The 24,500-nt window shown below is 60.9% G+C and carries 21 protein-coding genes; 8 read left to right on the forward strand and 13 right to left on the reverse strand.

All coding sequences use genetic code 11. The features are described from left to right. Nucleotides 1-13 precede the first annotated feature (13 nt). The 5 genes from HGP31_RS25190 to HGP31_RS25210 form a co-directional block, all read right to left on the reverse strand. Nucleotides 14-862 (reverse strand): ABC transporter permease, encoded by an 849-nt coding sequence (locus tag HGP31_RS25190; protein WP_007986104.1) that lies wholly within the window; start codon nucleotides 860-862, stop codon nucleotides 14-16. Beyond that, nucleotides 859-1,767, reverse strand: a complete 909-nt coding sequence (locus tag HGP31_RS25195; RefSeq protein ID WP_033041993.1) for an ABC transporter permease — start codon at nucleotides 1,765-1,767, stop codon at nucleotides 859-861. Before HGP31_RS25195 ends, HGP31_RS25190 begins: the two co-directional genes overlap by 4 nt. A gap of 173 nt (nucleotides 1,768-1,940) precedes the next feature. Beyond that, complete coding sequence (locus tag HGP31_RS25200) at nucleotides 1,941-3,044, reverse strand: extracellular solute-binding protein (RefSeq protein WP_020799480.1); 1,104 nt, start codon at nucleotides 3,042-3,044, stop codon at nucleotides 1,941-1,943. 224 nt (nucleotides 3,045-3,268) lie between these two features. Continuing rightward, nucleotides 3,269-4,729: an aldehyde dehydrogenase family protein gene (locus HGP31_RS25205; RefSeq protein WP_168758865.1), complete on the reverse strand. Its 1,461-nt coding sequence runs from the start codon at nucleotides 4,727-4,729 to the stop codon at nucleotides 3,269-3,271. Then, a complete protein-coding gene (locus HGP31_RS25210; protein ID WP_168758866.1) occupies nucleotides 4,726-6,363 on the reverse strand; it encodes a 5-guanidino-2-oxopentanoate decarboxylase in 1,638 nt (545 codons plus the stop codon). The genes HGP31_RS25205 and HGP31_RS25210 overlap by 4 nt, the downstream gene beginning before the upstream one ends. Nucleotides 6,364-6,522: 159 nt before the next feature. Between HGP31_RS25210 and HGP31_RS25215 the strand changes: the two genes are divergently transcribed. Further along, nucleotides 6,523-7,404: a LysR substrate-binding domain-containing protein gene (locus HGP31_RS25215; protein WP_020799477.1), complete on the forward strand. Its 882-nt coding sequence runs from the start codon at nucleotides 6,523-6,525 to the stop codon at nucleotides 7,402-7,404. 88 nt (nucleotides 7,405-7,492) lie between these two features. On the opposite strand, the gene HGP31_RS25220 is transcribed toward HGP31_RS25215, so the two are convergent. Further along, nucleotides 7,493-8,371, reverse strand: a complete 879-nt coding sequence (locus HGP31_RS25220) for an MBL fold metallo-hydrolase (protein WP_168758867.1) — start codon at nucleotides 8,369-8,371, stop codon at nucleotides 7,493-7,495. A 118-nt stretch (nucleotides 8,372-8,489) separates the two neighbouring features. Here HGP31_RS25220 and HGP31_RS25225 point away from each other — a divergent pair, with 118 nt between their 5' ends. Together HGP31_RS25225 and HGP31_RS25230 are read left to right on the forward strand one after the other, a co-directional pair. Next, on the forward strand, nucleotides 8,490-9,395 hold the full coding sequence (locus HGP31_RS25225) for a LysR family transcriptional regulator (RefSeq protein WP_205896184.1): 906 nt from the start codon (nucleotides 8,490-8,492) through the stop codon (nucleotides 9,393-9,395). A 147-nt stretch (nucleotides 9,396-9,542) separates the two neighbouring features. Beyond that, entirely contained in the window at nucleotides 9,543-9,719 is a 177-nt protein-coding gene (locus HGP31_RS25230) for a hypothetical protein (RefSeq protein ID WP_020799474.1), read from the forward strand. An 8-nt stretch (nucleotides 9,720-9,727) separates the two neighbouring features. Here the strand turns inward: HGP31_RS25230 and HGP31_RS25235 are convergent, their stop codons facing one another. Then, nucleotides 9,728-10,624, reverse strand: coding sequence for a helix-turn-helix domain-containing protein (locus HGP31_RS25235; RefSeq protein ID WP_033043451.1), 897 nt, complete (start codon nucleotides 10,622-10,624; stop codon nucleotides 9,728-9,730). A gap of 372 nt (nucleotides 10,625-10,996) precedes the next feature. Between HGP31_RS25235 and HGP31_RS25240 the strand changes: the two genes are divergently transcribed. Then, nucleotides 10,997-12,514 carry an MDR family MFS transporter gene (locus tag HGP31_RS25240; RefSeq protein WP_020799472.1) on the forward strand — a complete coding sequence of 506 codons (1,518 nt, stop codon included), beginning with the start codon at nucleotides 10,997-10,999 and terminating at the stop codon, nucleotides 12,512-12,514. A 133-nt stretch (nucleotides 12,515-12,647) separates the two neighbouring features. Here the strand turns inward: HGP31_RS25240 and HGP31_RS25245 are convergent, their stop codons facing one another. The 4 genes from HGP31_RS25245 to HGP31_RS25260 all read right to left on the reverse strand — a co-directional run bounded on the left by HGP31_RS25245 (nucleotide 12,648) and on the right by HGP31_RS25260 (nucleotide 16,533). Then, nucleotides 12,648-13,496, reverse strand: a complete 849-nt coding sequence (locus HGP31_RS25245) for a cache domain-containing protein (RefSeq protein ID WP_033043449.1) — start codon at nucleotides 13,494-13,496, stop codon at nucleotides 12,648-12,650. 116 nt (nucleotides 13,497-13,612) lie between these two features. Then, nucleotides 13,613-14,482, reverse strand: a complete 870-nt coding sequence (locus HGP31_RS25250; protein WP_033043448.1) for an ATPase — start codon at nucleotides 14,480-14,482, stop codon at nucleotides 13,613-13,615. Between the two features lie 108 nt (nucleotides 14,483-14,590). Continuing rightward, nucleotides 14,591-15,583, reverse strand: coding sequence for an NAD-dependent epimerase/dehydratase family protein (locus HGP31_RS25255; protein WP_033043457.1), 993 nt, complete (start codon nucleotides 15,581-15,583; stop codon nucleotides 14,591-14,593). Between the two features lie 56 nt (nucleotides 15,584-15,639). Then, entirely contained in the window at nucleotides 15,640-16,533 is an 894-nt protein-coding gene (locus HGP31_RS25260; RefSeq protein WP_020799468.1) for a LysR family transcriptional regulator ArgP, read from the reverse strand. A gap of 96 nt (nucleotides 16,534-16,629) precedes the next feature. Between HGP31_RS25260 and HGP31_RS25265 the strand changes: the two genes are divergently transcribed. The 3 genes from HGP31_RS25265 to HGP31_RS25275 all read left to right on the forward strand — a co-directional run bounded on the left by HGP31_RS25265 (nucleotide 16,630) and on the right by HGP31_RS25275 (nucleotide 18,413). Beyond that, complete coding sequence (locus HGP31_RS25265) at nucleotides 16,630-17,031, forward strand: ACT domain-containing protein (protein ID WP_083349693.1); 402 nt, start codon at nucleotides 16,630-16,632, stop codon at nucleotides 17,029-17,031. Between the two features lie 6 nt (nucleotides 17,032-17,037). Next, nucleotides 17,038-17,640 carry a LysE/ArgO family amino acid transporter gene (locus HGP31_RS25270; protein WP_020799466.1) on the forward strand — a complete coding sequence of 201 codons (603 nt, stop codon included), beginning with the start codon at nucleotides 17,038-17,040 and terminating at the stop codon, nucleotides 17,638-17,640. Nucleotides 17,641-17,816: 176 nt separating this feature from the next. Continuing rightward, nucleotides 17,817-18,413, forward strand: a complete 597-nt coding sequence (locus HGP31_RS25275; protein WP_020799465.1) for a superoxide dismutase — start codon at nucleotides 17,817-17,819, stop codon at nucleotides 18,411-18,413. A gap of 118 nt (nucleotides 18,414-18,531) precedes the next feature. Here HGP31_RS25275 and HGP31_RS25280 read toward each other — a convergent pair whose 3' ends face one another. Both HGP31_RS25280 and purL read right to left on the reverse strand, forming a co-directional pair. After that, nucleotides 18,532-18,843: a YqfO family protein gene (locus tag HGP31_RS25280; protein WP_083350192.1), complete on the reverse strand. Its 312-nt coding sequence runs from the start codon at nucleotides 18,841-18,843 to the stop codon at nucleotides 18,532-18,534. A gap of 5 nt (nucleotides 18,844-18,848) precedes the next feature. Then, nucleotides 18,849-22,745 carry a phosphoribosylformylglycinamidine synthase gene (gene purL, locus HGP31_RS25285; protein WP_168758868.1) on the reverse strand — a complete coding sequence of 1,299 codons (3,897 nt, stop codon included), beginning with the start codon at nucleotides 22,743-22,745 and terminating at the stop codon, nucleotides 18,849-18,851. 285 nt (nucleotides 22,746-23,030) lie between these two features. Between purL and mltF the strand changes: the two genes are divergently transcribed. Further along, complete coding sequence (gene mltF / locus HGP31_RS25290) at nucleotides 23,031-24,491, forward strand: membrane-bound lytic murein transglycosylase MltF (protein WP_168758869.1); 1,461 nt, start codon at nucleotides 23,031-23,033, stop codon at nucleotides 24,489-24,491. Nucleotides 24,492-24,500 lie beyond the last annotated feature (9 nt).

Raw genomic sequence — 24,500 nt, forward strand, 5'->3', positions numbered from 1 at the left:
TCACCTCAAGAAATCAGAACGAAACGCCACCTTCACCGACCAGCTTCTCCAGCGCCCAGATCAGGACGAAGTCGATCAGCACGATCAGCACGGCAAACGAAAATACGGTTGGATCGAGCGACGACACGGTGCGGCTGTACATCCAGATCGGCACGGTCATCACATCGATGGTGTAGAGGAAATAGGTCACGGTGAACTCGTTGAACGAGACGATGAACGCCAGCAACATGCCTGCCAGGATCCCCGACTTCATCAACGGCACCACCACGTCGACAATCGCCCGCAGCGGCGAAGCACCTAGCATTTGCGCGGCTTCTTCGACTTCGCTGCCGATCGAGAGCATGGCCGCCGTGCAGTTCTTCACCACGAACGGCAGTGCCAGGATCACGTGGGCGATCACCAGCCGCGAAGTGGTCATCTGGAACGGCAGGCTGTCGAACACCAGCAGCAACGCCAGGCCCAGCACCACCATCGGGAACACCAGGGGCAGCGACATCAATTGCAGCGCCACGGCCTTGCCACGGAACTCGCAACGGGTCAGGGCATAGGCCGCCGGCACGGCGATGATGGTCGCGAAGACCATGGTCAGGCACGACACCATCAGGCTGGTGGTCATGGCCTTGCCCAGGCTCAGCACATCGCTGGCGTCCGGCGACACGAAGGTGTGCCAGGCTGCCTTGTACCATTGCAGGCTATAGCTGCTGGGCGGGAAGTCGAGGTTCGACGCGCCGCTGAACGACATCACGATCATGGTCAGGATCGGCAATACCGCCAGCAGCAGGATGAAGCCCGAAAGGATGCCGGCAAACTTGCCGGTCTCGCCGGGCAACAGCCCATATCGCTTCTTGGTCAGGGTGCTCATTGGGAAGCCTCCAGCATGCGCCGACGACGGCCAGTGATGAATTCGGACAAGGTCATGATCGCCAGGGTGGTGACGATCAGCACCACGCCGGCGGCGGACGCGGCGGGCCAGTTCATCAGCGGGGCGATCTGGTCATGCACCATCACCGCCAGCATCGGCACGCGTCGACCACCGAGCAGCAGCGGCACCACGAAGCTGCTGGCGTTGTAGGCAAACACCAGCGTCGCGCCGGTGATGATCCCCGGCAGGCTCATAGGCAAGACCACTTGGCGGAACACCTGGAAACGACTGGCGCCGAGGGTGGCGGCTGCTTCTTCGTAGCTGCGGGCGACGCCGCGCATGGCGCTGGCAATCGGCAGCACGGCCAGCGGGAAGGCGGTTTGCACCAGGCCCATCAACACGCCGTTCTGGTTGTACAACAGCATGATCGGGCGCTTGATCAGGCCCAGGCCCATCAGTGCCTGGTTGAGCATGCCGCCGGGACCGAGAATCACCAGCCAGCCGTAGCTTTGCAGCAGCAGGTTGACCAGCAACGGCAACAGCACTGCGGCGAGAAAGATCCGCCGCACAAACGGCGAAGTCAGGCGCGACATGGTGTAGGCCACCGGGATCGCCAGTATCACCGCGATCACCGCGCTGATCAGCGCCAGGCGCAGGGTCAGCATCAGCGATTTAAGGTAGTAGGGTTCGAGCAATTGGGCGTAGCTGGCCAGGCTGAACCCGGACCATTCCGCGCCTTTGGTGCCCACGCTCATGCGCAGCACCAGCAGGCTGGCGGCAATCAGTACGCCAAGAAACAGCATCGACGGCGTGAGGAAAAACCAGGCACGGGCCGTCGGCGAAACACCCCGGTTCGGGCGCGGCTCGGCGACACTGACCGAATGGGTCAAAGGTTGGTGTTCCATAGCAAAGGTCTCGTCAATGGAAAGCAGCTGAAACACAGATCTTCCAGACACATCATTCCCTTGTGGGAGCGAGCCTGCTCGCGAAAGCGATTTGTCAGTCGACATCAAGGGTGAATGTCAAACCGCATTCGCGAGCAGGCTCGCTCCCACCGGGGATCTTCAGTGGTCGAAGATCAGGAAGAAAAGATTTCCGTGTAACGACGAATCCATTGGTCATGCACGGTGGCCAGGAAGGCGTTGTCGTGCATGATCGCCTTCTCGGCAATCTGCTCCGGGGTGAGAATGTACGGGCTCTTGCGCGCTTCGGCGGAGATGATCGCCTTGGCGTTGACCGGGCCGTTGTAGATGTCTTCAGCCATCTTGCCCTGCACCAGCGGGTCCAGGGAGTGGTTGATGAAGGCGTAGGTCAGGTCGGTATCGCCCGGACGATTCTTCGGCATCACCGAGAGCATCAGGTCGGTGTAGAAACCTTCCTTCATGCCGAAGGTGGCGCCCAGACCGTAGTTCGGATCGCGGATCTGTTTCGGGAAAAACGCCGGGGCGTACAGGCCGCCCATGTCCAGGGAGCCAGTGCGGAACAGTTCGGCAATCTGGTTCGGGTTCTCGCCCAGGGTCACCACACGATCCTTGAGCTCGGCGAGTTTCTTGAAGCCCGGCTCGATGTTGTGCTCGTCACCACCGGCCAGTTTGGCGGCGATGATGATCAGGTCCATGGCCTCGGTCCAGTTCGGCGGCGGCAGGAAGATGTTCGGCGACAGGTCGGCGTCCCACAGGGCGGCATAGCTGTCCGGTGCCTGCTTGATGGTGCGCGTGCTGTAGACCAGGCTGTTGCACCAGAGCAGGTAGCCGATACCGTGGCCATTGGCGCCGGTGCGGTATTTCTCCGGTACGTCGACCAGGTTAGGGATGCGGTTGAGGTCGGGCTTTTCCAGCAGGTTGGCGGCGGCCAGGCCTTCGGCGCCGACGCCGGCCAGGGTGATGATGTCGTACTGCGGACGATCACCGCCGGCCTTGAGTTTGGCGACCATTTCCGAGGTACTGCCGGTGCGGTCGGCGATGACCTTGCAGCCGTACTTGTCTTCGAAGGTCGCGGCGATGTTGCGCAGTGCGGCCAGGCCGGTATCGTCGGACCAGGTCAGCAGGCGCAGGGTCTTGCCTTGAAAGCGGGTGTCGCTGGCGTTGGCCTTGACGAACGGCAGGCTCATGGCCGCCGCGGCAACCGAGGCTACGCCCACGGTCTTGATGAATTGACGTCTGTTCAGATCATGCTCGCCCATTACGGACTCCCTTTGTTTTTGTAGGTATAAGGCAGGTCGAAACTGTTGCATCCGCGCAGCCGGTTCAGCGTTTACCCCTCGTATGTTCGGGGGCTTTACTGAGCCAGCGGGTTCATCCTGAGGTCGTGTAAAACACCTGACTATCGATAAAAATTCATTGAAGCCATGACGTCGGCGCATGCCTCACTGTAGGAGCGAGCATGCTCGCTCCTACGGGAGAGGCATCAGACAGCGCGAATCACGTGCTTGATTTCCTGGAAAGCCTGCAAGCCCCATGGCCCCAATTCGCGGCCGATACTGCTCTGCTTGTAGCCACCCCAGGCGGTCTGCGGGAAGATCACTTGCGGCGCATTGATCCACACGAGCCCCGCCTGCAAAGCGTTGGCGACGCGATCCGCCGTTTCTGCGTTACGCGTAACCACGCTGGCGACCAGACCAAACTGGCTGTCGTTGGCCAGGGCAATCGCTTCAGCCTCAGAGGCGAAACGACGCACGCAAATCACCGGGCCGAAAATCTCTTCGCACCACAGCGCACTGTCGAGGGGCACATCAGTGAAAACGGTCGGCTGCAAAAAATATCCACGCGGCAGGTCTGCAGGACGATTGCCGCCGCAAACCAGTTTGGCACCAGCGCTCAAACCGCGATCGATGTGGCCGAGCACGCGCTGGTACTGCGCCTGATTGACCAGCGTGCCCATCTCCACGTTCGGGTCGAACGGGTCGGCCACACGAATGGCTTCGGCGCGGACCTTCACACGACTGAGGAACTCATCGGCCAGCTCATCGGCAACCAGCACGCGGCTGGTCGCGGAGCACATCTGCCCGGCGTTGAAGAAACCGCCACCGCAGGCCACTTCCACCGCCAGGTCGAGATCGGCATCGGCCAGCACCAGCAAGGAAGATTTGCCGCCCAGTTCCAGGCTCACGCCCTTGACGGTTTCCGCTGCCCGCTGCATGACCTGCACACCGACCGCGTTGCTGCCGGTGAACGACACCTTGGCGATGCGCGGGTCTGCCGACAACGGTGCGCCAACGGCCAGGCCAGTGCCGCACACCAGGTTGAACACACCAGCAGGCAAGCCGGCCTGGGCAATGATCCTCGCCAGTTCCAGCTCCGGCAGCGGCGTTACTTCCGAGGGCTTGAGCACCACGCTGCAACCGGCGGCCAGGGCCGGGGCGAGTTTCCACGCAGTGGTGACCATCGGGAAGTTCCACGGCACGATCAGGCCGACCACACCGCAAGGTTCACGGCGCAGGCGCGCACTGAAATCGTCGGTCGGCAGCTCTACCGGGCTGTCCTGTTTCGCGTCCAGACCTTCAGCCAGGCCGGCGTAATATTCGAACGTGGCGATCACGTCATCAACGTCGATGGCTGCTTCGAACAATGGCTTGCCGTTGTTGCTCGACTGCAAGTGCATCAACTGGTCGCGACCGGCCTGCACACCCGCAGCGATTTTGCGCAGGATCGCGCCACGTTCGGCGCCGGTGGTCTTCGACCAGTCGGCAAAGGCTTTGCTCGCTGCGCTGACCGCCTGATCGACGGCGCGCTCATCGCCGCCATTCACCGTGGTCAACAACGCTTCGGTCGCCGGGTTGATCACGCGCAAGTGTTCCTTGCCCGCCGACCATTTACCGTCGATGAAAAGGCCATCCAAAGTCGTCGGAAAAGTCGTGGAAAAGCTCATTTCGACACCGCCTTCGTCCACGCGGCCTGATCGATTTCAATCAGGGTCGGGCCCTGGCGATCGGTGGCAACACGCAATGCCGTACGCAATTGTTCAACACCATTGACTGCCTCGGCTGCACAACCCAATGCCTTGGCTACACCGATGAAGTCCGGGGTGTAGATGTCCACCCCCACCGGCTCGATGGCACGGTTGACCATGTACTTCTTGATCTCTTCGTAACCCTGGTTATTCCACAGCAGCACGATCACCGGGGTGCGCGCTTCAACGGCGCTGGCCAGTTCCGGCAGGGTGAACTGCAGGCCGCCGTCGCCGATCAGGCACACCACTGGAGGACGTGCGCCGCCTTCGACGGTGCCGCCCAACCAGGCGCCAATCGCCGCTGGCAAGGCGTAACCGAGGGTGCCGTAACCGGTGGAGGAGTTGAACCAGCGACGCGGGCGTTCCGGGTTGAAGGTCAGGTTGCCGGTGTACACCGGTTGGGTCGAATCACCGACGAATACCGCGTTCGGCAGTTCGTGCAGAACGGTTTCCAGGAAGCGGCTCTGGGCCAGGGTCGGCGCGTCCCAGGTGGCGGCCAGTTCTTCGCGCAAACGGGCGGCGCGCACCTGGCCCCAATCGTTGCGGCGCTCGGCCAGTGGCTTGTGCGACAGCGCGCTGAGCAAGGCTTGGGCAGCGTTGCGCGAGTCGGCGACCAAGGCCACGTGTGGCGGGTAGTTGCGTACGGTCTGGTCCGGATCGATGTCGACGCGCAGCAGCTTGCCAGGAATCTCGAAACCACCGGCGAAGGTCACGTCGTAGTCGGTCTCGGCCAGCTCGGTACCGATGGCCAGCACCACATCGGCCTCGGCGACCAGTGCGCGCGTGGCAACCAGGCTCTGGGTCGAACCGATCAGCAACGGGTGAGCAGAGCGCAGCATGCCCTTGGCATTGATGGTCAGCGCTACGGGCGCGTCCAGCAATTCGGCCAGTTCGGTCAATTCGGCGGCGGCATCGATGGCGCCACCACCGGCGAGGATCAACGGACGCCTGGCACCGGCCAGCAGCTCGGTCATGCGGCTCACGGCGGACGGTGCGGCACCGGCGCGATCGATGTTTACCGGGAGGCTGGCGAGCAGGTCGTCGGCTTCTTCAACCAGTACGTCCAACGGAATTTCGATGTGCACCGGGCGCGGGCGACCGGCCTGGAACAGCGCGAAGGCACGGGCCAGCACGTCCGGCAATTCGGACGCCGACATCAGGGTATGGGAGAACGCCGCCACGCCACCGACCAGTGCGCTCTGGTTCGGCAGTTCGTGGAGCTTGCCGCGACCGCCGCCCAGTTGGTTGCGGGTCTGTACGCTGGAGATCACCAGCATCGGGATCGAGTCGGCATAGGCCTGGCCCATTGCCGTGGTGATGTTGGTCATGCCAGGGCCGGTGATGATGAAGCACACACCCGGCTTGCCGCTGGTGCGGGCATAGCCGTCAGCCATGAAGCCGGCGCCCTGTTCGTGACGCGGGGTGACGTGGTTGATGCTCGAACGGGCCAACCCGCGATACAGCTCCACGGTATGAACCCCGGGAATGCCGAACACCTGCTCGACTCCGTAACCTTCGAGTAACTTGACCAATACTTCGCCACACGTCGCCATGTCATTGCCCTTATTGTTCGTTTGAGACGCCGGGCCTGCGCAATGTTTATGATGGGTTCGCAGGTCCAGGGATGGCCTCATTGGAACGGGCGACACATAGCCGCAACAATGGATAAAAAGTCATACTAGCCATGTCCTCACGTCATACCTTGGATCCCGATGAAACGACTGCCTCCCCTGCCGGCGCTGCACACATTCCTGATTACCGCGCAGTGCTGCAATTTCACCCGTGCTGCTGAACAGCTATTTATCACCCAGGGCGCGGTGAGTCGGCAGATCGCCGGGCTGGAAGATTTCCTGGGTTACGAATTGTTTATACGTCAGGCTCGAGGCCTGGACCTGACCGCCGAAGGACGGGAATGGCTGCCACGGGTCCAGCAGATTTTCGGCTTGATCGACGAAGCGGTCGAACAGATCGGCGAGAAGCGCGAAACCCTGCAGCTAAAGGCTCCGACCTGCGTCATGCGCTGGTTGCTGCCACGCCTGTTGCAATGGCAAAGGGAACGCCCGGACGTGCCGGTAGAGCTCACCACCACGGTCAAGCACGGCGTGGATTTTCATCGCGAGCAGTTCGATGCCGCGGTGATGTATGGCGCGCCGCCGGACAGCTCACTGCTGTCGCAAAAACTCTTCGATGAGCAACTGACGCCGGTGTGTTCCCAGCCATTGCTCGAAGGTTCGGTGCCGCTCCAATCGCCAAAGGACCTGGAGCAACACATGTTGCTCCACCCGACCCGGGATGAACGGGACTGGAAGGCCTGGCTGGCCACTGCGGATATTCGCTTGAGCAACGTGAGCAAGGGCCAGCATTTCGAAACGCTGGACCTGGCCATGTCGATGGCGTCCCAGGGCACGGGGGTGGCGATCGGTGACTGGTCGTTGATTGGCGATGACCTGAGTGCCGGGAGGCTGGTCATGCCCTTTGAATTGAAGGTGAAAACAGGGCTGGCGTATTACCTGGTTTTCCCGGAAAAACCCGCACCTTCTCCGAAGTTGCGCGAGTTGATGGGTTGGCTGGTGGAACAGGCGCAATCCCGGTAATCGAAACCTGCAGGGGTGTACTCGTATGATCGTTCCCACGCTCTGCGTGGGAATGCAGCCCGGGACGCTCTGCGTCCCATTGGCAGATTTACCACTTCATCTCGCCCTTGGCGACCTTGGCGCTCAGCTCCAACGAGCTTTCCTCGCCCAGTGCTGGGTAGCGCTTTTTCATCGCCGCGATCAGTGCCGCCGAATCTTTGGCCTTGGCGGTTTCCTCATCGAAGGCCTTGATGTAATCGGCGGTGAATTTAACGGCGGCCAGGGATCGGGCGCTATCGCCGAGGTAATGGCCCGGCACGACGGTGTTCGGCTTCAGGGTTTCGATCGAATGCAGCGTCGCCAACCAATCGGCATGGGACTGGGGAGACTGGGTATCGGCCATCCAGACGTGGATGTTTTCTGCCACGACCACACCACCGACCACGGCCTTGATCGACGGAACCCACACGAAGCTGCGATCCGGTTGCTTGCCTTCAAGGCCGATCACTTGCAGCTTCTGCCCTTCGAGCATCAGGCTGTCGCCCTTGAGCACATCCGGCACAACCGTTTTGGCGGGCGCGTCAGCTCCCAATTTCGGCCCCCAGAACGCCAGCTTGCCGTCGACGGTTTGCTTGATGTGATCAACGGTCGGCTGCGAAGCGAGCACTTTTGCATTGGGGAATGCAGCCGTCAGGGTATCGAGGCCGAAGTAATAATCCGGGTCGCCGTGGCTGATGTAGATAGTGGTCAGTTGCTTGCCACTGGCGCGGATTTTTTCCACCACTTGCGCGGCCTGGGATTTGCCGAACTGGGCGTCCACCAGGATTGCTTCTTTCTCGCCGCTGACCAGTACCGAGGTCACCGGGAATATCGCTTTATCGCCGGGGTTATAGACATCCAGCGTCAATGTCGACGCGGCTGCGTGGGCGGCGAAGCCGAGGACAGCGGTCGCCAGCAAAACGCGTTTAAGTGTGGTGAAACCGATCATCTGTTGCTCCGTTGTTTGCAGGCCAGGGAAGGCCGGTATGGGAACAGAGCTTAGTTGCCTGCTTCAGTACAAAAAATGCGATGCTTGGACATAGTTTGTTTCTGAAACCGGGCAAATCATGGATCGTCTACAAGCAATGCGGGTGTTCGTCACGGTGATCGATCTTGGCAGCCAGTCGGCCGCCGCCGATCATCTGGAACTGTCACGGCCGGTGGTTTCGCGTTATCTGGCGGAACTGGAAAACTGGGTTGGCGCACGCCTGATGCACCGCACCACGCGCAAATTGAACCTGACCACCGCCGGTAGCGAAATACTGCCCCGCTGCCGGCAGATGCTTGACCTGTCCACGGACATGCAAGCTACCGTCAGCGTGCCGGACGATACACCTCGCGGCCTGCTGCGAATCAGCGTCAGCACCTCATTCGGCCAGGCGCAATTGGCCGATGCCATGGCGGCATTCGTCAAGCGCTACCCGACTGTCAGCATTGACCTGCAGATGCTTGACCGCACGGTGAACCTGGTGGACGAGCGCATCGACCTGGCCATTCGCACCAGCAATGACCTGGACCCGAACCTGATCGCCCGTCGGTTGACGGTGTGTCGCTCGGTGATCTGCGCCGCCCCCGCCTATTTGCGCGAACACCCTGCACCCCGGCGGATCGAGGATTTGAGCCTGCACAATTGCCTGACCCACTCGTACTTCGGCAAAAACCTGTGGCACTTTGAACTCGATGGCGAACAGGTGGCGATGCCCGTGCAAGGCAACATCAGCGCCAACGAAGCCAGCACGCTACTTCGCGCCACCCTGGCCGGCGCAGGCGTGGCCATGCTCCCCACTTATCAGGCCGGCGTGTACATCCACAGCGGTGAGCTGGTGCGCCTGCTGCCCCGGGCCGAGCCAAGGCAGATGAACGTGTACGCGGTATACGCCTCACGCAAACACATGCCATCGGCGCTGCGTTGCTTGCTGGATTTTCTGGTGGTGAGGTTTCCCGAAAAACCGGCGTGGGATATCGGCCTGTAGGAGCTGCCGCAGGCTGCGATCTTTTGATATTGATCTTCTCAACGCCGCTGAAAATCAAGATCAAAAGATCGCAGCCTCCGGCAGCTCCTACGCATCTGACCTATGCTCAAGGTAATACCGAAGGGTATTCGTTCAGAGGTCTACGCCATGAACATCAAAACAAGAAGGTACCTCGCCATCTTCATCACCTGCGCGGTCACGCTCGGGTTGTATGGCGCTGCTGCGTGGCGTGTCGAGCAGCTACGCAACTTGCCCCGGGAGGCTGCCAGTTGCAACTTCGAGCGCTGCATTCCACACAACGCCACCCTTAACGCACTGCGCTAAGGAGCGGATCAGCCTTCTTTGTCCTGATCGGCCTTCAAGCGATCGCGGAACGCCTTTGGCGAGATGCCAACGCGGCGTCGGAACAGGCGCGTGAAGTTGGTCGGATCAGAGAACCCCAACACGTCGGACATTTCATAGATGGTCATGCTGGTGTAGGTCAGCAAGCGCTTGGCCTCCAACAACTGCCGTTCGTGCATGATCTGCAATGCCGGTTGCCCCGCCAACTCGCGGCAGGTGCCATTGAGGTGAGAGACCGAAATCCCCAGCCGATGGGCCAGGTCTTCAACCTTGACGTGCTGGCGGTAGGTTTCTTCCACCAACTGGATGTAGCCATTGAGGTATTCCCGCGCCCGCTGCGGTCGTTGACCCGCTGACCGGCGCTGGATCACCTGGCGGCTGACCCACACCATGATCACGCTGACCAGCGAATGCATGAGCATTTCCCGCGCCGGTTGGTGGCCGGTGTATTCGTTCTGCAACGCGCTGAACAGACTGTTGAGGTACGCGGCGTCCTGGCCTGCCGGGTAGCTCTCGGCCTGGGCCAGGGCATTCACCGAATGCCCCAATTGCGCCTGAAGATGCGCGATAAGCGGTGCCGCGAGGGTGACCACGAACCCCTCGACGTCTTCACTGAACCGAAAACCATGCACCGACAACGGCGGCAGGATCTGGATCGCCGGTTCGGTCAGTTGCGAACGTTTGCCTTCGATTTCAAGCTCTGCCTGACCTTTGAACACGAAGAGCAACTGACATAAATCGGCGTGGCGGTGGGGTTTGATTTCCCATTGGTGTTCGCGACTGCGTTTGGAAATGGTTTCACAGTGCAGCAAGTCCGGGGTCGGCCAATCCAGGCTTTCACCGTAGAGCTTGAACACCGGAATCGAAGGCAGGTCAGGCTTGTTCATCACTTCAATCCAGGTTTCGGAATGGACGACGGGCGATAATCGCACCGAATGGCAGAATGTACAGCTACCCGCTCAGTTTTCACCTTCAATTGACCGACCCGCAAGGGAAAATTGCAAGCACTCGATCCATAAAAATCCATCACCGCCCCCCGCCGCGTGGGATCTGCAAGGGCTGACCCGTTGCAAAACGGTGATGGTCTAAGGCCAGACAGGAGTCATCCGCGACCGCATGGCCGCTCGTCAGGTCGAAGGTTTGCAAAACGATGGGCCAGGCCTTCCATATGAGGCTATCGAATAGCCTCCTATCGACTTACACTGGCGAGCATCCCGCTCGCCTTGACTGGCGGGTCATTCACTGCCGCAGGTTTATTCGTGACCACTTTCCACCAGCCTGAATTGCCCAAACCGGCCATCCGCAGCGTGCTGATCGCGCTGATGCTGGCTATTTTCCTCGGTGCGCTGGACCAAACCATCGTTGCTGTGTCGATGCCAGCCATTTCCGCACAGTTCAAGGACGTCAGTTTGCTGGCCTGGGTGATATCCGGCTACATGGTGGCGATGACGGTGGCGGTGCCGATCTACGGCAAGCTGGGCGATCTGTACGGCAGGCGCAAATTGATGCTGTTTGGCATGGGGTTATTCACCCTGGCGTCGCTGTTCTGTGGCATGGCCCAGAGCATGGAGCAACTGGTGCTGGCGCGAATTCTCCAGGGGATCGGAGCCGGTGGAATGATCTCCGTCAGCCAGGCAATCATCGGCGACATCGTGCCCCCCCGTGAGCGCGGCCGTTATCAGGGCTATTTCAGCAGCATGTATGCGGTGGCCAGCGTCGCCGGCCCGGTGCTGGGCGGATACATGACCGAATACCTTTCCTGGCGTTGGGTCTTCCTGATCAATTTGCCGCTGGGCGTGGGAGCATGGCTGGTGGCCAATCGCACGCTGGTCGGCTTGCCGATTCCGCAACGCAAACCGGTGATCGATTACCTCGGTACCCTGTTGATGATCATCGGACTGACGGCGTTGCTGCTGGGCATCACCCAATTCGGTCAGGGGCACTCCTGGCGCAGTACCGAAGTATTGGGGTTACTGGCTTGTGCGGCAGCGGTGCTGGGCCTGTTCGTGCTGCATGAACGACGCGCATCGGAGCCATTGCTGCCGATGCACCTGTTCACCAACCGCAATGCGATCCTGTGCTGGTGCACGATTTTCTTCACCAGTTTCCAGGCCATCTCGTTGATCGTGCTGATGCCCCTGCGTTTCCAGAGTGTCACCGGTGCCGGTGCCGACAGCGCTGCCCTGCACCTGCTGCCGCTGGCCATGGGCTTGCCGATTGGCGCATATTTCGCCGGCCGCCGTACCTCCGTGACCGGACGCTACAAACCGATGATCCTGACCGGCGCCCTGCTCATGCCGTTGTCGATTCTCGGTATGGCGTTCAGCCCGCCACAGTCCTTTTGGCTGAGCAGCCTGTTCATGCTGTTCTGCGGTATCGCCTCGGGCATGCAGTTTCCGACCTCCCTGGTCGGCACGCAGAACTCGGTGCAACAGCGAGACATCGGCGTTGCCACCAGCACCACCAACCTGTTCCGTTCATTGGGCGGAGCGGTGGGCGTGGCACTGATGTCGGCGCTGTTGCTGGCGTTGTTGCAGGATTCGAGCTTCGCCCACCTGGCTGGCTCTTCGCTGTTGGCCGAGGGTCACTCGGGGAATGTCTTGCTGGATGGCCTGAACGCCGCACAGGGTGACGCGCAGGATGCCCTGCGCGCTGAACTGTTGCTGACGTTCAGGCATCTGTTGATGGTAAGTGCGGCGGTGTCGCTGCTGGGGTTGGCGGCGGCGATCGCCATGCCGGACAGGGTGCTCCGCGGGCGCGAGGACAAGGTCCGGTAGAGAGACCGAGTCGCCCGCATTCGCGAGCAGGCTCGCTCCCACAATGATTTCCAGAGTACACAAAATGTGTGATCACTGGAGATTCAATGCGGGAGCGGCCTGCTCGCGAATGCGGTGTATCAGGCAATACCATTCAAGGGCTGTAATACCCCACCGCCACCAGGAAATGCCCGACCTTCTTCAGATAGGCATGCTTGTTCTCGACCTTACCGGTCACCGGGTTTTTCCAGCGGTATTCATACTCGCCGTAATCCTGTTTCGCGATCAGCGCCAGCATCGGCTCCCCCACCGGCTTGCCATCCGGATCATTGATCTTGCTGAAATCCGTGTTGATCAATCGCAAGTTGGTGCCATGGGCGACATAGCGCCGGGTATCGAGGTCGACGACGAAGACATACAGGTCATCCTGCAGGTAACCGCCCTTCAGAGAGTTGATGGCTTTCAGGGTGCCCTTCTCGTCCTTGGCCAGGTCGGCCGCCGCCTTGTTCAGCAAGGCCATGGCTTGCTCCGCTGAAGCCCGTGGCAGGTAGTAACCGACCGCGAGGATTCGCTGGCCGACTCGCTGATAGTAGACATGCTTGCGCTCGACCTTGCCGTCGGACCAGTTTTGCCAACGGTACTCCGCTTGCTGGATGCCATTGCCCTCGGGCACTTTGAGCGCATCCTTGAAGGCCTTCTGCAGATCCGGCCCGAGCACATCCGACACATCCCGGCCAATCAATGCAGCCGACGGCCCACCGCTGGCGAGCATCACGCCCTTGGTATCGACCACGAAGACATACCGGTCCTGGTCGACAAACTCGCCCTGACGGCTGAAGGCGGCGAAAGCCTTGTCGCCATTGTCGTGGTAGTAGGCCAGGGCTTTTTCCAGCAAAGCGATGGCGGCCTGGCTGTCGGCCTTTTCCGTTTCGGCAGCTTGAACCTGGCCTAGGCACATCAACAGCATGCCCCCCAAACAGGCCAACTTTTGCACAACTCCCATGGCACGTCCCCCCGTTCTCTTGATGTTTCAAGAGCGTAGACGGCAATGGCGCATGCAGGGACATTCAGCGAATCGAGGCGGGGATCATTCCCGGCGAACCGGGAATGAGGCAGGGCTTACTGGCGAGTGCGCAGCTGCTGTTGCAGGTTCTGGATCTGCGCTTGCAGGCTGTTGATGGTTCGGGTGACCTGGCTGCGGAAGGCATCGAACTCAGCAGTGCTTGCGCCTTGAGAGGTGCCTGGACGGTTGTCCTGCTGGCTTTTGAGAACCACGATGTCCTGCTCCAGGCGATCGATGGCAGCGTTCGGATTGCCCTGTTTCTTCAGCGCCGTGATGTCGGCGCCCAGGCTCTTCAGTTGCGCATCGAATTTCTCGGTATCCGCCGGGGTATTTTTCAGCGTGGCCAGTTCACTGCCCAAGGCTTTGACCTGCTCCTGCACTTGCGCATTGGCCTTTTGCTGCTCGGTGTCCTGGGCGGCCATCTCGGCGAGGCGCTTTTCCAGGTCGCTGGTCTGCGCGGTCATCTGCGCCAGGCGTTTGTCCAGGTCCGAGGCCTGGCCGGCGACGCCCTGTTGTTGCTTGCCCTGATCCTGCAGCTGATTTTGCAGCTGCCGGATTTGCAGCTTCAGCGCTTCGCTGTCGGTACTGACGTTAGTCTGGCTGGCGACCACCTTGCCGGAAATATCCTGCAGGCGCCCCGCCGCTTCTTCACTGATTCGCGCAAAGCTTTCCTGGGTTGCCACCAGCTGTTGCTCCATCAGCGAAATTTGCTGGAAGCTCCACCAGGCAAGGCCTGCGAAGGCAAAGAACAGGGCGCCGACCAGTGCCCACAACGGGCCGGTACTCGCCGCCTTGACCTTGACCACTGGCGGCGTGCGCGAGTGCACGGAGGTGCGGGTGCTCTTCGGGAAATCATCATCGAGGATGTCTGCACGCAGGCTCGGTACATCGTCGAAGTCATCGTTGGCATCGTTACGCATGGACATTGAGTCAACCTTTGTGAAACACGGTGTTGGCTTGATGCGGCGCAGTATAACCCCCCACGGCCGCAACGATTGACCCCGAAGCCCAACCTCGGTTCAGTGAAGCCGATTTCAGCGAATGTCCTGGGCCTTCCACCAGGCGCAGAATTCATCGAGCGCCGTCCAGAGACTGACCTTGGGGTCGTAGTCCAGATAATGCCGGGCGCGACTGATATCCAGGGTGAAATTTTTCTTCATGACCTGCATGCCCAGTCGCGACAGGGTGGGTTCGGGACGACCCGGCCACAACTTGCAGAACCCCTCGTTGAGCGCCGCGACACTGTAGCCCAGGCCGTAGGAACGGTAGCGCGTGACTTGTGGGACTTCCATTTTACGCATGACGTAATTGACCACATCCCACAACGGGATCGGCGCGCCGTTGCTGATGTTGTACACCTTGCCCAGGGCTGAACCAGTGGCCAGCAAACTGCTGAGCAACGCTTCATTGAGGTTGTGCACGCTGGTGAAGTCGACCTTGTTCAAACCGTTGCCAATGATCGCCAGGCGCCCCTTGCGCTGCATCTTGAGCAACCGCGGGAAGATGCTCATGTCACCGGCCCCGGTCACGAAACGCGGGCGCAGCGCCAGGGTTTCGAGGCCAAACTCCTGGGCGCCGAAAACTTTTTGCTCGGCCAGGTACTTGGTCGCGGCGTACGGGTGCTTGAAGCGTTTAGGCACCTGCTCTTCGGTCAATCCCAGATGATCGCGACCATCGAAATAGATCGACGGCGACGACAAGTGCACCAGGCGCCGAACCCGCTGCTTCAGGCAGGCTTCAACCACGTTTTCGGTGACCTGGACGTTGCCCAGGTGAAAATCCTGATAACGCCCCCACAGGCCAACGGCACCGGCGCAATGCACCACGGCCTCGACCTCGGAGCACAGGTCGCGTGCCAGCAGCGGATCGCACAAGTCGCCCTGGATAAACTCCGCGCCACGGCGCACCAGATGTTCGACGCTTTCGGCCCGGCGACCGTTGACCCGCACGTCCAGGCCCTGCTCCAGGGCGAAACGCGCAAAGCGCCCGCCAATGAAGCCGCTTGCGCCGGTGACCAGAATCTTCATGTAGTGCTCCGAATATTTCGTTTTTTGCGTATTGCGTGAGGTCTTGACGCTGCCTGTCAGCCCAACGGCACCAACCATTGCCGGGACACCTGCACCAATTGCTCGGTCAGCAACCCCAGCAACTGACCGCCATTGCGCCAATGATGCCAGTACAGCGGCACGTCGATCGGTTTATCTGGCAAAAGCTCCAGCAAAATGCCGCGCTCCAGTTGTTCGCGCACCTGAAGTTCCGGCACCAGGCCCCAGCCAAGCCCGGCCTCGGTGAGGCGGATAAAGCCTTCAGACGATGGGCAAAGATGGTGTTCGAAACCGCCATCGACGCCCAGGGATGCCAGGTAGCGATGCTGCAGGAAGTCGTCCGGGCCGAACACCAGCGCAGGAGTCCGGGCCAACTGATCGGCGCGCACGCCTTGGGGAAAGTGCCGCGCAATGAAGGCCGGGCTGGCCAATGCACGGTAACGCATCGCCCCGAGCAATACGCTGCGCGCACCGGCTACCGGGCGCTCACTGGCACACAGGCACGCCGCGACTTCACCTGCGCGCATGCGCTTGAGGCCGACGGTCTGGTCCTCGACCACCAGATCCATCAACAGGTGGTGTTGCGCGCAAAATTCCCCCACCGCCTGGGCCCACCAGGTCGCGAGGCTGTCGGCATTCAGGGCGATTCGCAGGCGTTCCGGCAGGCCCTCTTCGTCCAGCGCCGGCACCAGCGTCTGCAAATCCCGTTCAAGCAGACGTACCTGCTGCACATGGTTGAGCAGCCGCCGGCCGATCTCGGTCGGTGACGGCGGCGTGCCCCGCACCAACACCGGTTGGCCGACCCGCGCCTCGAGCAGTTTGATGCGCTGGGAGATAGCCGATTGCGACAAACCCAACACCTGGGCTGCCCGTTCAAAACCGGCCTGCTCGACCACCGCAGCCAGGGCAGAAAGCAATTTATAGTCGAACATCAGTTTTCCTAATGAGCGATCAGCAATATTGGTTTTTCTTATACAGGTTACTACTGGAAAATGGCCAGCACGAACTCTTGCACAAGGATCCTCCTCATGGCTGGCGAAACTTCACTGGCAACGCTACTGCGCAGCATGAGCCCGCAACTCAATGCCGGCGAGTACGTGTTCTGCACCCTGGCCAACGGCCAATTGCCCGCGGGCCTGGAAATCATCGGCAGCTTTCGCGAGCAGGAAGGCCTGACCGTAATTCTCGAACGCTCCCATGCAGAACAGGCTGGATACAGCTTCGACTACATCGCCGCGTGGATCACCCTGAACGTGCATTCGGCCCTCGAAGCCGTCGGACTGACCGCCGCGTTCGCCACGGCCCTGGGCCATGCCGGGATCAGCTGCAATGTGATCGCCGGTTACTACCACGACCATTTGTTTGTCGGCCAGGCCGACGCCGAACGCGCGATGCAAGTGCTGCGCGACTTGGCAGCCAACGCGGAGTAAAAAATAATGTGGCAAAGCTATATGAACGGCCTGTTGGTGGCCTTCGGCCTGATCATGGCGATCGGCACGCAGAACGCATTCGTACTGGCGCAAAGCCTGCGACGTGAACATCACCTGCCGGTGGCGGCACTCTGCGTGGCCTGCGATGCATTACTGGTGGCCGCCGGGGTATTCGGCCTGGCCACGGTGCTGGCACAAAACCCGACCCTGCTGGCCATTGCCCGTTGGGGCGGCGCGGCGTTTCTGTTGTGGTATGGCAGCCAGGCGTTGCGTCGGGCCTGCTCCAGACAGAGTCTGCAACAAGGTGAGAACCAGACCGTTCGTTCGTTGCGCGCGGTGATGCTCAGTGCGTTGGCGGTTACCCTGCTCAACCCGCACGTTTACCTGGACACCGTTCTGTTGATTGGCTCCCTCGGCGCCCAGCAAACGGAGCCCGGCGCTTATGTAGTTGGGGCGGCCAGTGCGTCATTGCTGTGGTTCTTTACCTTGGCACTCGGTGCGGCATGGCTAGCGCCGTGGCTGGCGCGGCCAAGCACCTGGCGAATTCTTGACCTGTTGGTGGCGGTGATGATGTTCGCCGTAGCATTGCAGCTGATCAGCGCTGGCTGATTTATTCCAAATGGCTCTGGAACCTCTATTCCACACAGTTGTTGCGTGGTTATGCCGCACCCCCGGTGCTATGATCCGATCCCTGCGCCGCAAAGAGTACAAACTCCCCGGCGCTTGTTTGGCCGCCCGTGATCGGCCTTGCGCTCACCGCAACAGACCTGATTAGGAGAATCATCATGGCTTTCGAATTGCCGCCGCTGCCGTACGCACACGATGCCCTGCAGCCGCACATTTCCAAGGAAACCCTGGAATATCACCACGACAAGCACCACAACACCTATGTCGTGAACCTGAACAACCTGGTGCCAGGCACCGAGTTCGAAGGCAAGACCCTGGAAGAAATCGTCAAGACTTCCTCGGGCGGCATCTTCAACAACGCCGCTCAAGTGTGGAACCACACTTTCTACTGGAACTGCCTGGCGCCAAACGCTGGCGGTCAACCAACCGGCGCGCTGGCTGACGCCATCAACGCAGCCTTCGGTTCGTTCGACAAGTTCAAGGAAGAGTTCAGCAAGACTTCCATCGGTACTTTCGGTTCCGGTTGGGGCTGGCTGGTGAAAAAGGCTGACGGCTCCCTGGGCCTGGCCAGCACCATCGGTGCCGGCAACCCGCTGACCAACGGCGACACCCCGCTGCTGACCTGCGACGTTTGGGAACACGCTTACTACATCGACTACCGCAACCTGCGTCCGAAGTACGTTGAGGCGTTCTGGAACCTGGTTAACTGGAAGTTCGTGGCTGAGCAGTTCGAAGGCAAAACCTTCACCGCTTAAGCTCGACGCTCCTGAAAAACCCGGCTTTCATGCCGGGTTTTTTACGCCCGAAGAAAAATGCGGGCAATAAAAAACCCGCTGACGAATCAGCGGGTTTTTTATTGCCGCGACCAAAGGATCAGAAATCCTCCAACCGCCACACTTCGTATGCCGGCGTCTCGTAGGGGTGACTCTGTTTCAGAGCCGCCACCACCGAGCCAATCAACTCATCGGCCACCACAAGCTCGACCTTCCATTCCTCCACTCGCTCGACCTGCCCCGCCTCGCCAATGAACGGCTGACTGCCATCCAGTGGACGAAACTGGCCCTGGCCCAACACCTGCCAGGCACAGTGATCGTAAGTGCCGATCCGCCCGCCACCGGCGGCGAATACGGCACTTTTGACCACTTCGACATGGCTGTCGGGAACGAAGAAAGCGAGCTTGTACACAGCTATCAGTTCACCCACACACGCGCATTACGGAACATACGCATCCAAGGCGCGTCTTCGTTCCAGTCTTCCGAACGCCACGAGTTCTGCACGGCACGGAACACACGCTCCGGGTGCGGCATCATGATGGTCACGCGCCCGTCGCGGCTGGTCAATCCGGTGATCCCGCGCGGCGAGCCGTTCGGGTTGGCCGGGTAGGTTTCGGTGACCTTGCCATGGTTGTCGACGAAACGCATCGCCACGCAACCGGACAGATCAGCTTCCAGCAACGCTTCTTCGCTGGCGAACTCGGCATGGCCTTCACCGTGGGCGATGGCGATCGGCATGCGCGAACCGGCCATGCCCTGCAGGAAGATCGAGTTCGACTCCTGGATCTGCACCATCGCCACGCGCGCTTCGAACTGCTCGGAACGGTTACGCACGAAGTGCGGCCAGAACTCGCTGCCCGGGATCAGCTCGTGCAGGTTGGACATCATCTGGCAACCGTTGCACACGCCGAGGGTGAAGCTGTCGTTACGCTCGAAGAAACCCTGGAACGCATCGCGGGCGCGGCTGTTGAACAGCGCCGACTTGGCCCAGCCTTCACCGGCGCCGAGTACGTCACCGTAGGAGAAGCCGCCGCAGGCAACCAGGCCCTTGAACTCGTTCAGGTCGACACGACCGGCCAGGATGTCGCTCATGTGCACGTCGATCGCGTTGAAACCGGCGCGATCGAACGCGGCAGCCATTTCCACCTGACCGTTGACGCCCTGCTCACGCAGCACGGCAACCTGTGGGCGGATGCCTTTCTTGATGTAAGGCGCGGCGATGTCCTGGTTGACGTCGTAGCTGAGCTTGACGCTAAGGCCCGGGTTGTCTTCTTCCAGCAGCACGTCGAACTCTTGATCGGCGCAGTCGGCGTTGTCACGCAGACGCTGGATCTGGTAGCTGGTCTCGGCCCACTGGCGTTGCAGCAGACGACGCTGGCCTTCGAACACGGTGTCACCGTTGAAGGTGATGTTGATCTGGCCATTGTTGATCGGCTGGCCGATCACCGACACGCACTCGCCAAGGCCGGCAGCGCTGAATTGCGCCAGGATGTCGGCGGTAGCGTCCTGGCGAACCTGGATCACGGCGCCCAGTTCTTCGTTGAACAGGATCGCGGCGATGTCAGCAGACGTTTCTGCCAGGCCGTCGAGGTTCAGGCTCAGGCCGCAATGACCGGCGAAGGCCATTTCCACCACGCTGGTCAGCAGACCACCGTCGGAACGGTCGTGGTAAGCCAGCAGGTGACCGTCGGCGTTGAGGCCCTGGATCACCGCGAAGAAGGCTTTCAGGTCTTCGGCGTCGTCGACGTCCGGAGCCTGCTTGCCGAGCTTGCCATGCACCTGGGCCAGGATCGAGGCGCCCATGCGGTTCTGGCCACGGCCCAGGTCGATCAGGATCAGGTCGGTGGTGCCCTTGTCCATGCGCAGTTGCGGGGTCAGGGTCTGACGGATGTCAGTCACTGGCGCGAAACCGGTCACGATCAGGGACATTGGCGAGGTCACGGCCTTGTCCACGCCTTCATCGTTCCAGCGAGTGGCCATGGACATCGAGTCCTTGCCCACTGGAATGGTGATGCCCAGCTCAGGGCACAATTCCATGCCGACCGCTTTCACGGTGTCGTACAGACGTGCGTCTTCACCCGGGTGACCGGCAGCGGACATCCAGTTCGCCGACAACTTGATGTCGGAGATCTTGCCGATACGCGAAGCGGCGATGTTGGTCAGGGTTTCGCCGATGGCCATGCGGCCCGACGCCGGAGCGTCCAGCAGTGCCAGCGGAGTGCGCTCGCCCATGGCCATGGCTTCACCGGTGTAGACGTCGAAGCTGGTGGCGGTGACGGCAACGTCGGCCACCGGCACCTGCCATGGGCCGACCATTTGGTCACGGGCCACGAGGCCGGTGATGGTGCGGTCGCCGATGGTGATCAGGAAGCTCTTGCTCGCGACGGCCGGGTGATGCAGGACGCGCTCGACGCAATTGCCGATGTCGAGGGTCGACGGATCGAAATCGTCGCCCAGCTCGTTTTCACGCACTACCGAACGGTGCATGCGCGGGGCTTTGCCCAACAGCACTTCGAGCGGCATGTCCACCGGGCTGTTGCCGAAGTGGCTGTCGGTGACGGTCAGCTGCGGCTCGGCCGTGGCTTCGCCGACGACGGCAAACGGGCAACGCTCACGTTCGCAGATCGCCTTGAAGCGATCGAAGTCGGCCGGGCCGACTGCCAGCACGTAGCGTTCCTGGGATTCGTTACTCCAGATTTCGTGCGGGGCCATGCCCGGCTCGTCGTTTGGAATGTTGCGCAGTTCGAAACGGCCACCACGGTCGCCGTCATTGACCAGTTCCGGGAAGGCGTTGGACAGGCCGCCCGCACCCACGTCGTGGATGAAGCTGATCGGGTTCTTGTCGCCCAGTTGCCAGCAACGGTCGATGACTTCCTGGCAGCGACGCTCCATCTCAGGGTTTTCACGCTGCACGGAGGCGAAGTCCAGGTCTGCCGAACTGGTGCCGGTGGCCATGGAAGAAGCCGCGCCGCCGCCCAGGCCGATCAACATCGCCGGGCCGCCGAGCACGATCAGCTTGGAGCCGACCACGATCTCGCCTTTCTTGACGTGTTCTTCACGGATGTTGCCCATGCCGCCAGCCAGCATGATCGGCTTGTGGTAACCGCGCACTTCATCACCGTGCGGGGTGCTGATCGACTGTTCGAAGGTACGGAAGTAGCCGGTCAGTGCCGGACGACCGAATTCGTTGTTGAACGCAGCGCCGCCCAGTGGGCCTTCGATCATGATGTCCAGCGCGGTAACGATGCGCTCGGGCTTACCGTACGGCACTTCCCACGGCTGTAAGAAGCCCGGGATCTGCAGGTTGGACACGGTGAAACCGGTCAGGCCAGCTTTTGGCTTGGCGCCACGACCGGTCGCGCCTTCGTCACGAATCTCGCCACCGGAACCGGTGGACGCGCCCGGGAACGGGGCAATCGCGGTCGGGTGGTTATGGGTTTCAACCTTCATCAGGATGTGCACCGGCTCCTGCACCGCGCCGTACTGGCGGGTTTCGGGGTCCGGGAAGAAACGCCCGGCCACGGAGCCGACGATCACCGAGGCGTTGTCCTTGTAAGCCGACAGAACGCCCTCGCTGTGCATCACGTAGGTGTTCTTGATCATGCCGAACAGGCTTTTTTCCTGGCTTTCGCCGTCGATGTCCCAACTGGCGTTGAAGATCTTGTGACGGCAGTGCTCGGAGTTCGCCTGGGCGAACATCATCAGTTCGATGTCGTGCGGGTTGCGCTTCAAGCCGACGAAGGCGTTGACCAGGTAGTCGATTTCGTCTTCAGCCAGGGCCAGGCCCAGCTCGGTGTTGGCTTTTTCCAGCGCGGCGCGGCCGCCACCCAACACGTCGATCGCGGTCAGGGGCTTGGGTTCGGCGTGGCTGAACAGGCCGGCAGCCTGTTCGAGGTTGCCCAGGACGATCTGGGTCATGCGGTCGTGCAGTGCGTCGGCGATCAACTGGGCTTCAGAGTCGCTGAACTGGCCAGCCACATAGAAGGCAATGCCGCGCTCGATACGCTGGATCTTGGTCAGGCCGCAGTTGCGAGCGATGTCGCTGGCCTTGCTCGACCAGGGCGAGATGGTGCCGAAACGTGGCAACACCAGGAACAGACGACCGGTCGGCTCCTGGACCGGAACGCTTGGACCGTACTTCAGAAGGCGCGCAAGCACCTGCTGTTCGTCGCCGGTCAGGTCGCCGGTAACTTCGGCGAAGTGAGCGAATTCAGCATACAGGCCACTGACAGCCGGAACCTTCTGGCTCAGTTGCTCAAGGAGCTTGCTGTGGCGAAAGGCAGAAAGGGCAGGAGCGCCGCGCAGGATCAACATCTTCGGGACAGCCTCGGGAAGGGGTGTGCTTTGAGGCCGTGCATTCTAGCCTAAACAGCCAGCGACAGCACCCGAAACGCTACGCACGGTTGCACTCGAGTGCCGATCTGTGTTTCTGCCCCGAAAGTCAGGTTAACCCGCCGGGTGACGACAGCTTATTTTTACTGTATCAAAATGCTGAAAAGGCCCGTTCCAGTGGGGTTTTGGCGGCTTTTGCGATCTCTAGCAGACTACCCTGTTGCTGTCGAGATATGGCGCTCGTGGTCCTTTGCGTATACTGCGCAAATGTTTTCCCCAACGGCTTTGCGTCCGCGGTACGCCAAATGGCTGATCGCAACCGGACTCTTCCTGATGCTCAGTGGCTGTGTTGATAAACCCAACACACTGGAGCGCGTAAAGGAGGATGGTGTGCTGCGGGTGGTTACCCGTAACAGCCCCGCCACCTACTTTCAGGATCGCAACGGTGAAACCGGCTTCGAATACGAGCTGGTGAAGCGCTTCGCCGACGATCTGGGGGTCGATCTCAAGATCGAGACGGCCGACAACCTCGACGACCTGTTCAGTCAGGTGGGCAAGCCCAATGGCCCGGTCCTGGCGGCTGCCGGCCTGGTCAGCAGCGAAGCACGCAAAAAACAGGTGCGGTTCTCCCATCCCTACCTGGAAGTCACCCCACAGGTCATCTACCGCAACGGCAAGTCGCGCCCTACCGACGCGAAAGACCTGGTCGGCAAGAAGATCATGGTGCTCAAGGGCAGCACCCATGCCGAGCAGCTCGCACAGCTGAAACAGAAATTTCCCGGTATCGAATACGAAGAATCCGACGCGGTCGAGGTCGTGGATCTCCTGCGCATGGTCGACGAAGGTCAGATCGATCTGACATTGGTAGACTCCAATGAAGTCGCGATGAACCAGGTGTACTTCACCAACATCCGCGTTGCCTTCGACCTGGGTGACGCCAGCAACCAGAGCTGGGCCGTGGCGCCGGGCGACGACAACAGCCTGCTCAACGAGATCAACGAGTATCTGGACAAGGTCAAGAAAAACGGCACCCTGCAACGCCTGAAGGACCGTTATTACGGGCATGTCGATGTACTCGGCTACATGGGCGCGACCACGTTCGCCCAGCACTTGCAGCAGCGCCTGCCCAAGTACGAACCGCACTTCAAGGCCTACGCCAAGAAAGAACAGGTCGACTGGCGCCTGCTGGCGGCGATCGGTTATCAGGAGTCCCTGTGGCAACCGACCGTGACGTCCAAGACCGGTGTGCGCGGCCTGATGATGCTGACCCAGAACACCGCGCAAGCCATGGGCGTGTCCAACCGCCTCGATCCCAAGCAGAGCATCATGGGCGGCGCCAAGTACCTGGCCTACATAAAGGATCAGCTCGACGAGTCGATCCAGGAACCGGATCGCACCTGGTTTGCCCTGGCCGCCTACAACGTCGGCAGCGGTCACCTTGATGACGCCCGCAAGCTGGCGGCCAAGGAAGGGTTGAATCCCGACAAATGGCTGGACGTGAAAAAAATCCTGCCGCGCCTGTCCGAGAAAAAGTGGTACAGCAAAACCCGTTACGGCTACGCCCGTGGCGGCGAGCCCGTGCATTTCGTGGCGAACATCCGTCGCTACTACGACATCCTGACCTGGGTAACGCAGCCGCAGCTTGAAGGCGATCAGGTCGCCGAGGGCAACCTGCATGTGCCGGGCATCGACAAGACCAAGCCGGCCCAGGAACCTGCCCCGCTCTAACAGACACCT

It is taken from the genome of Pseudomonas umsongensis (genome assembly GCF_012647205.1).
Taxonomy (GTDB): Bacteria; Pseudomonadota; Gammaproteobacteria; order Pseudomonadales; family Pseudomonadaceae; genus Aquipseudomonas; species Aquipseudomonas umsongensis.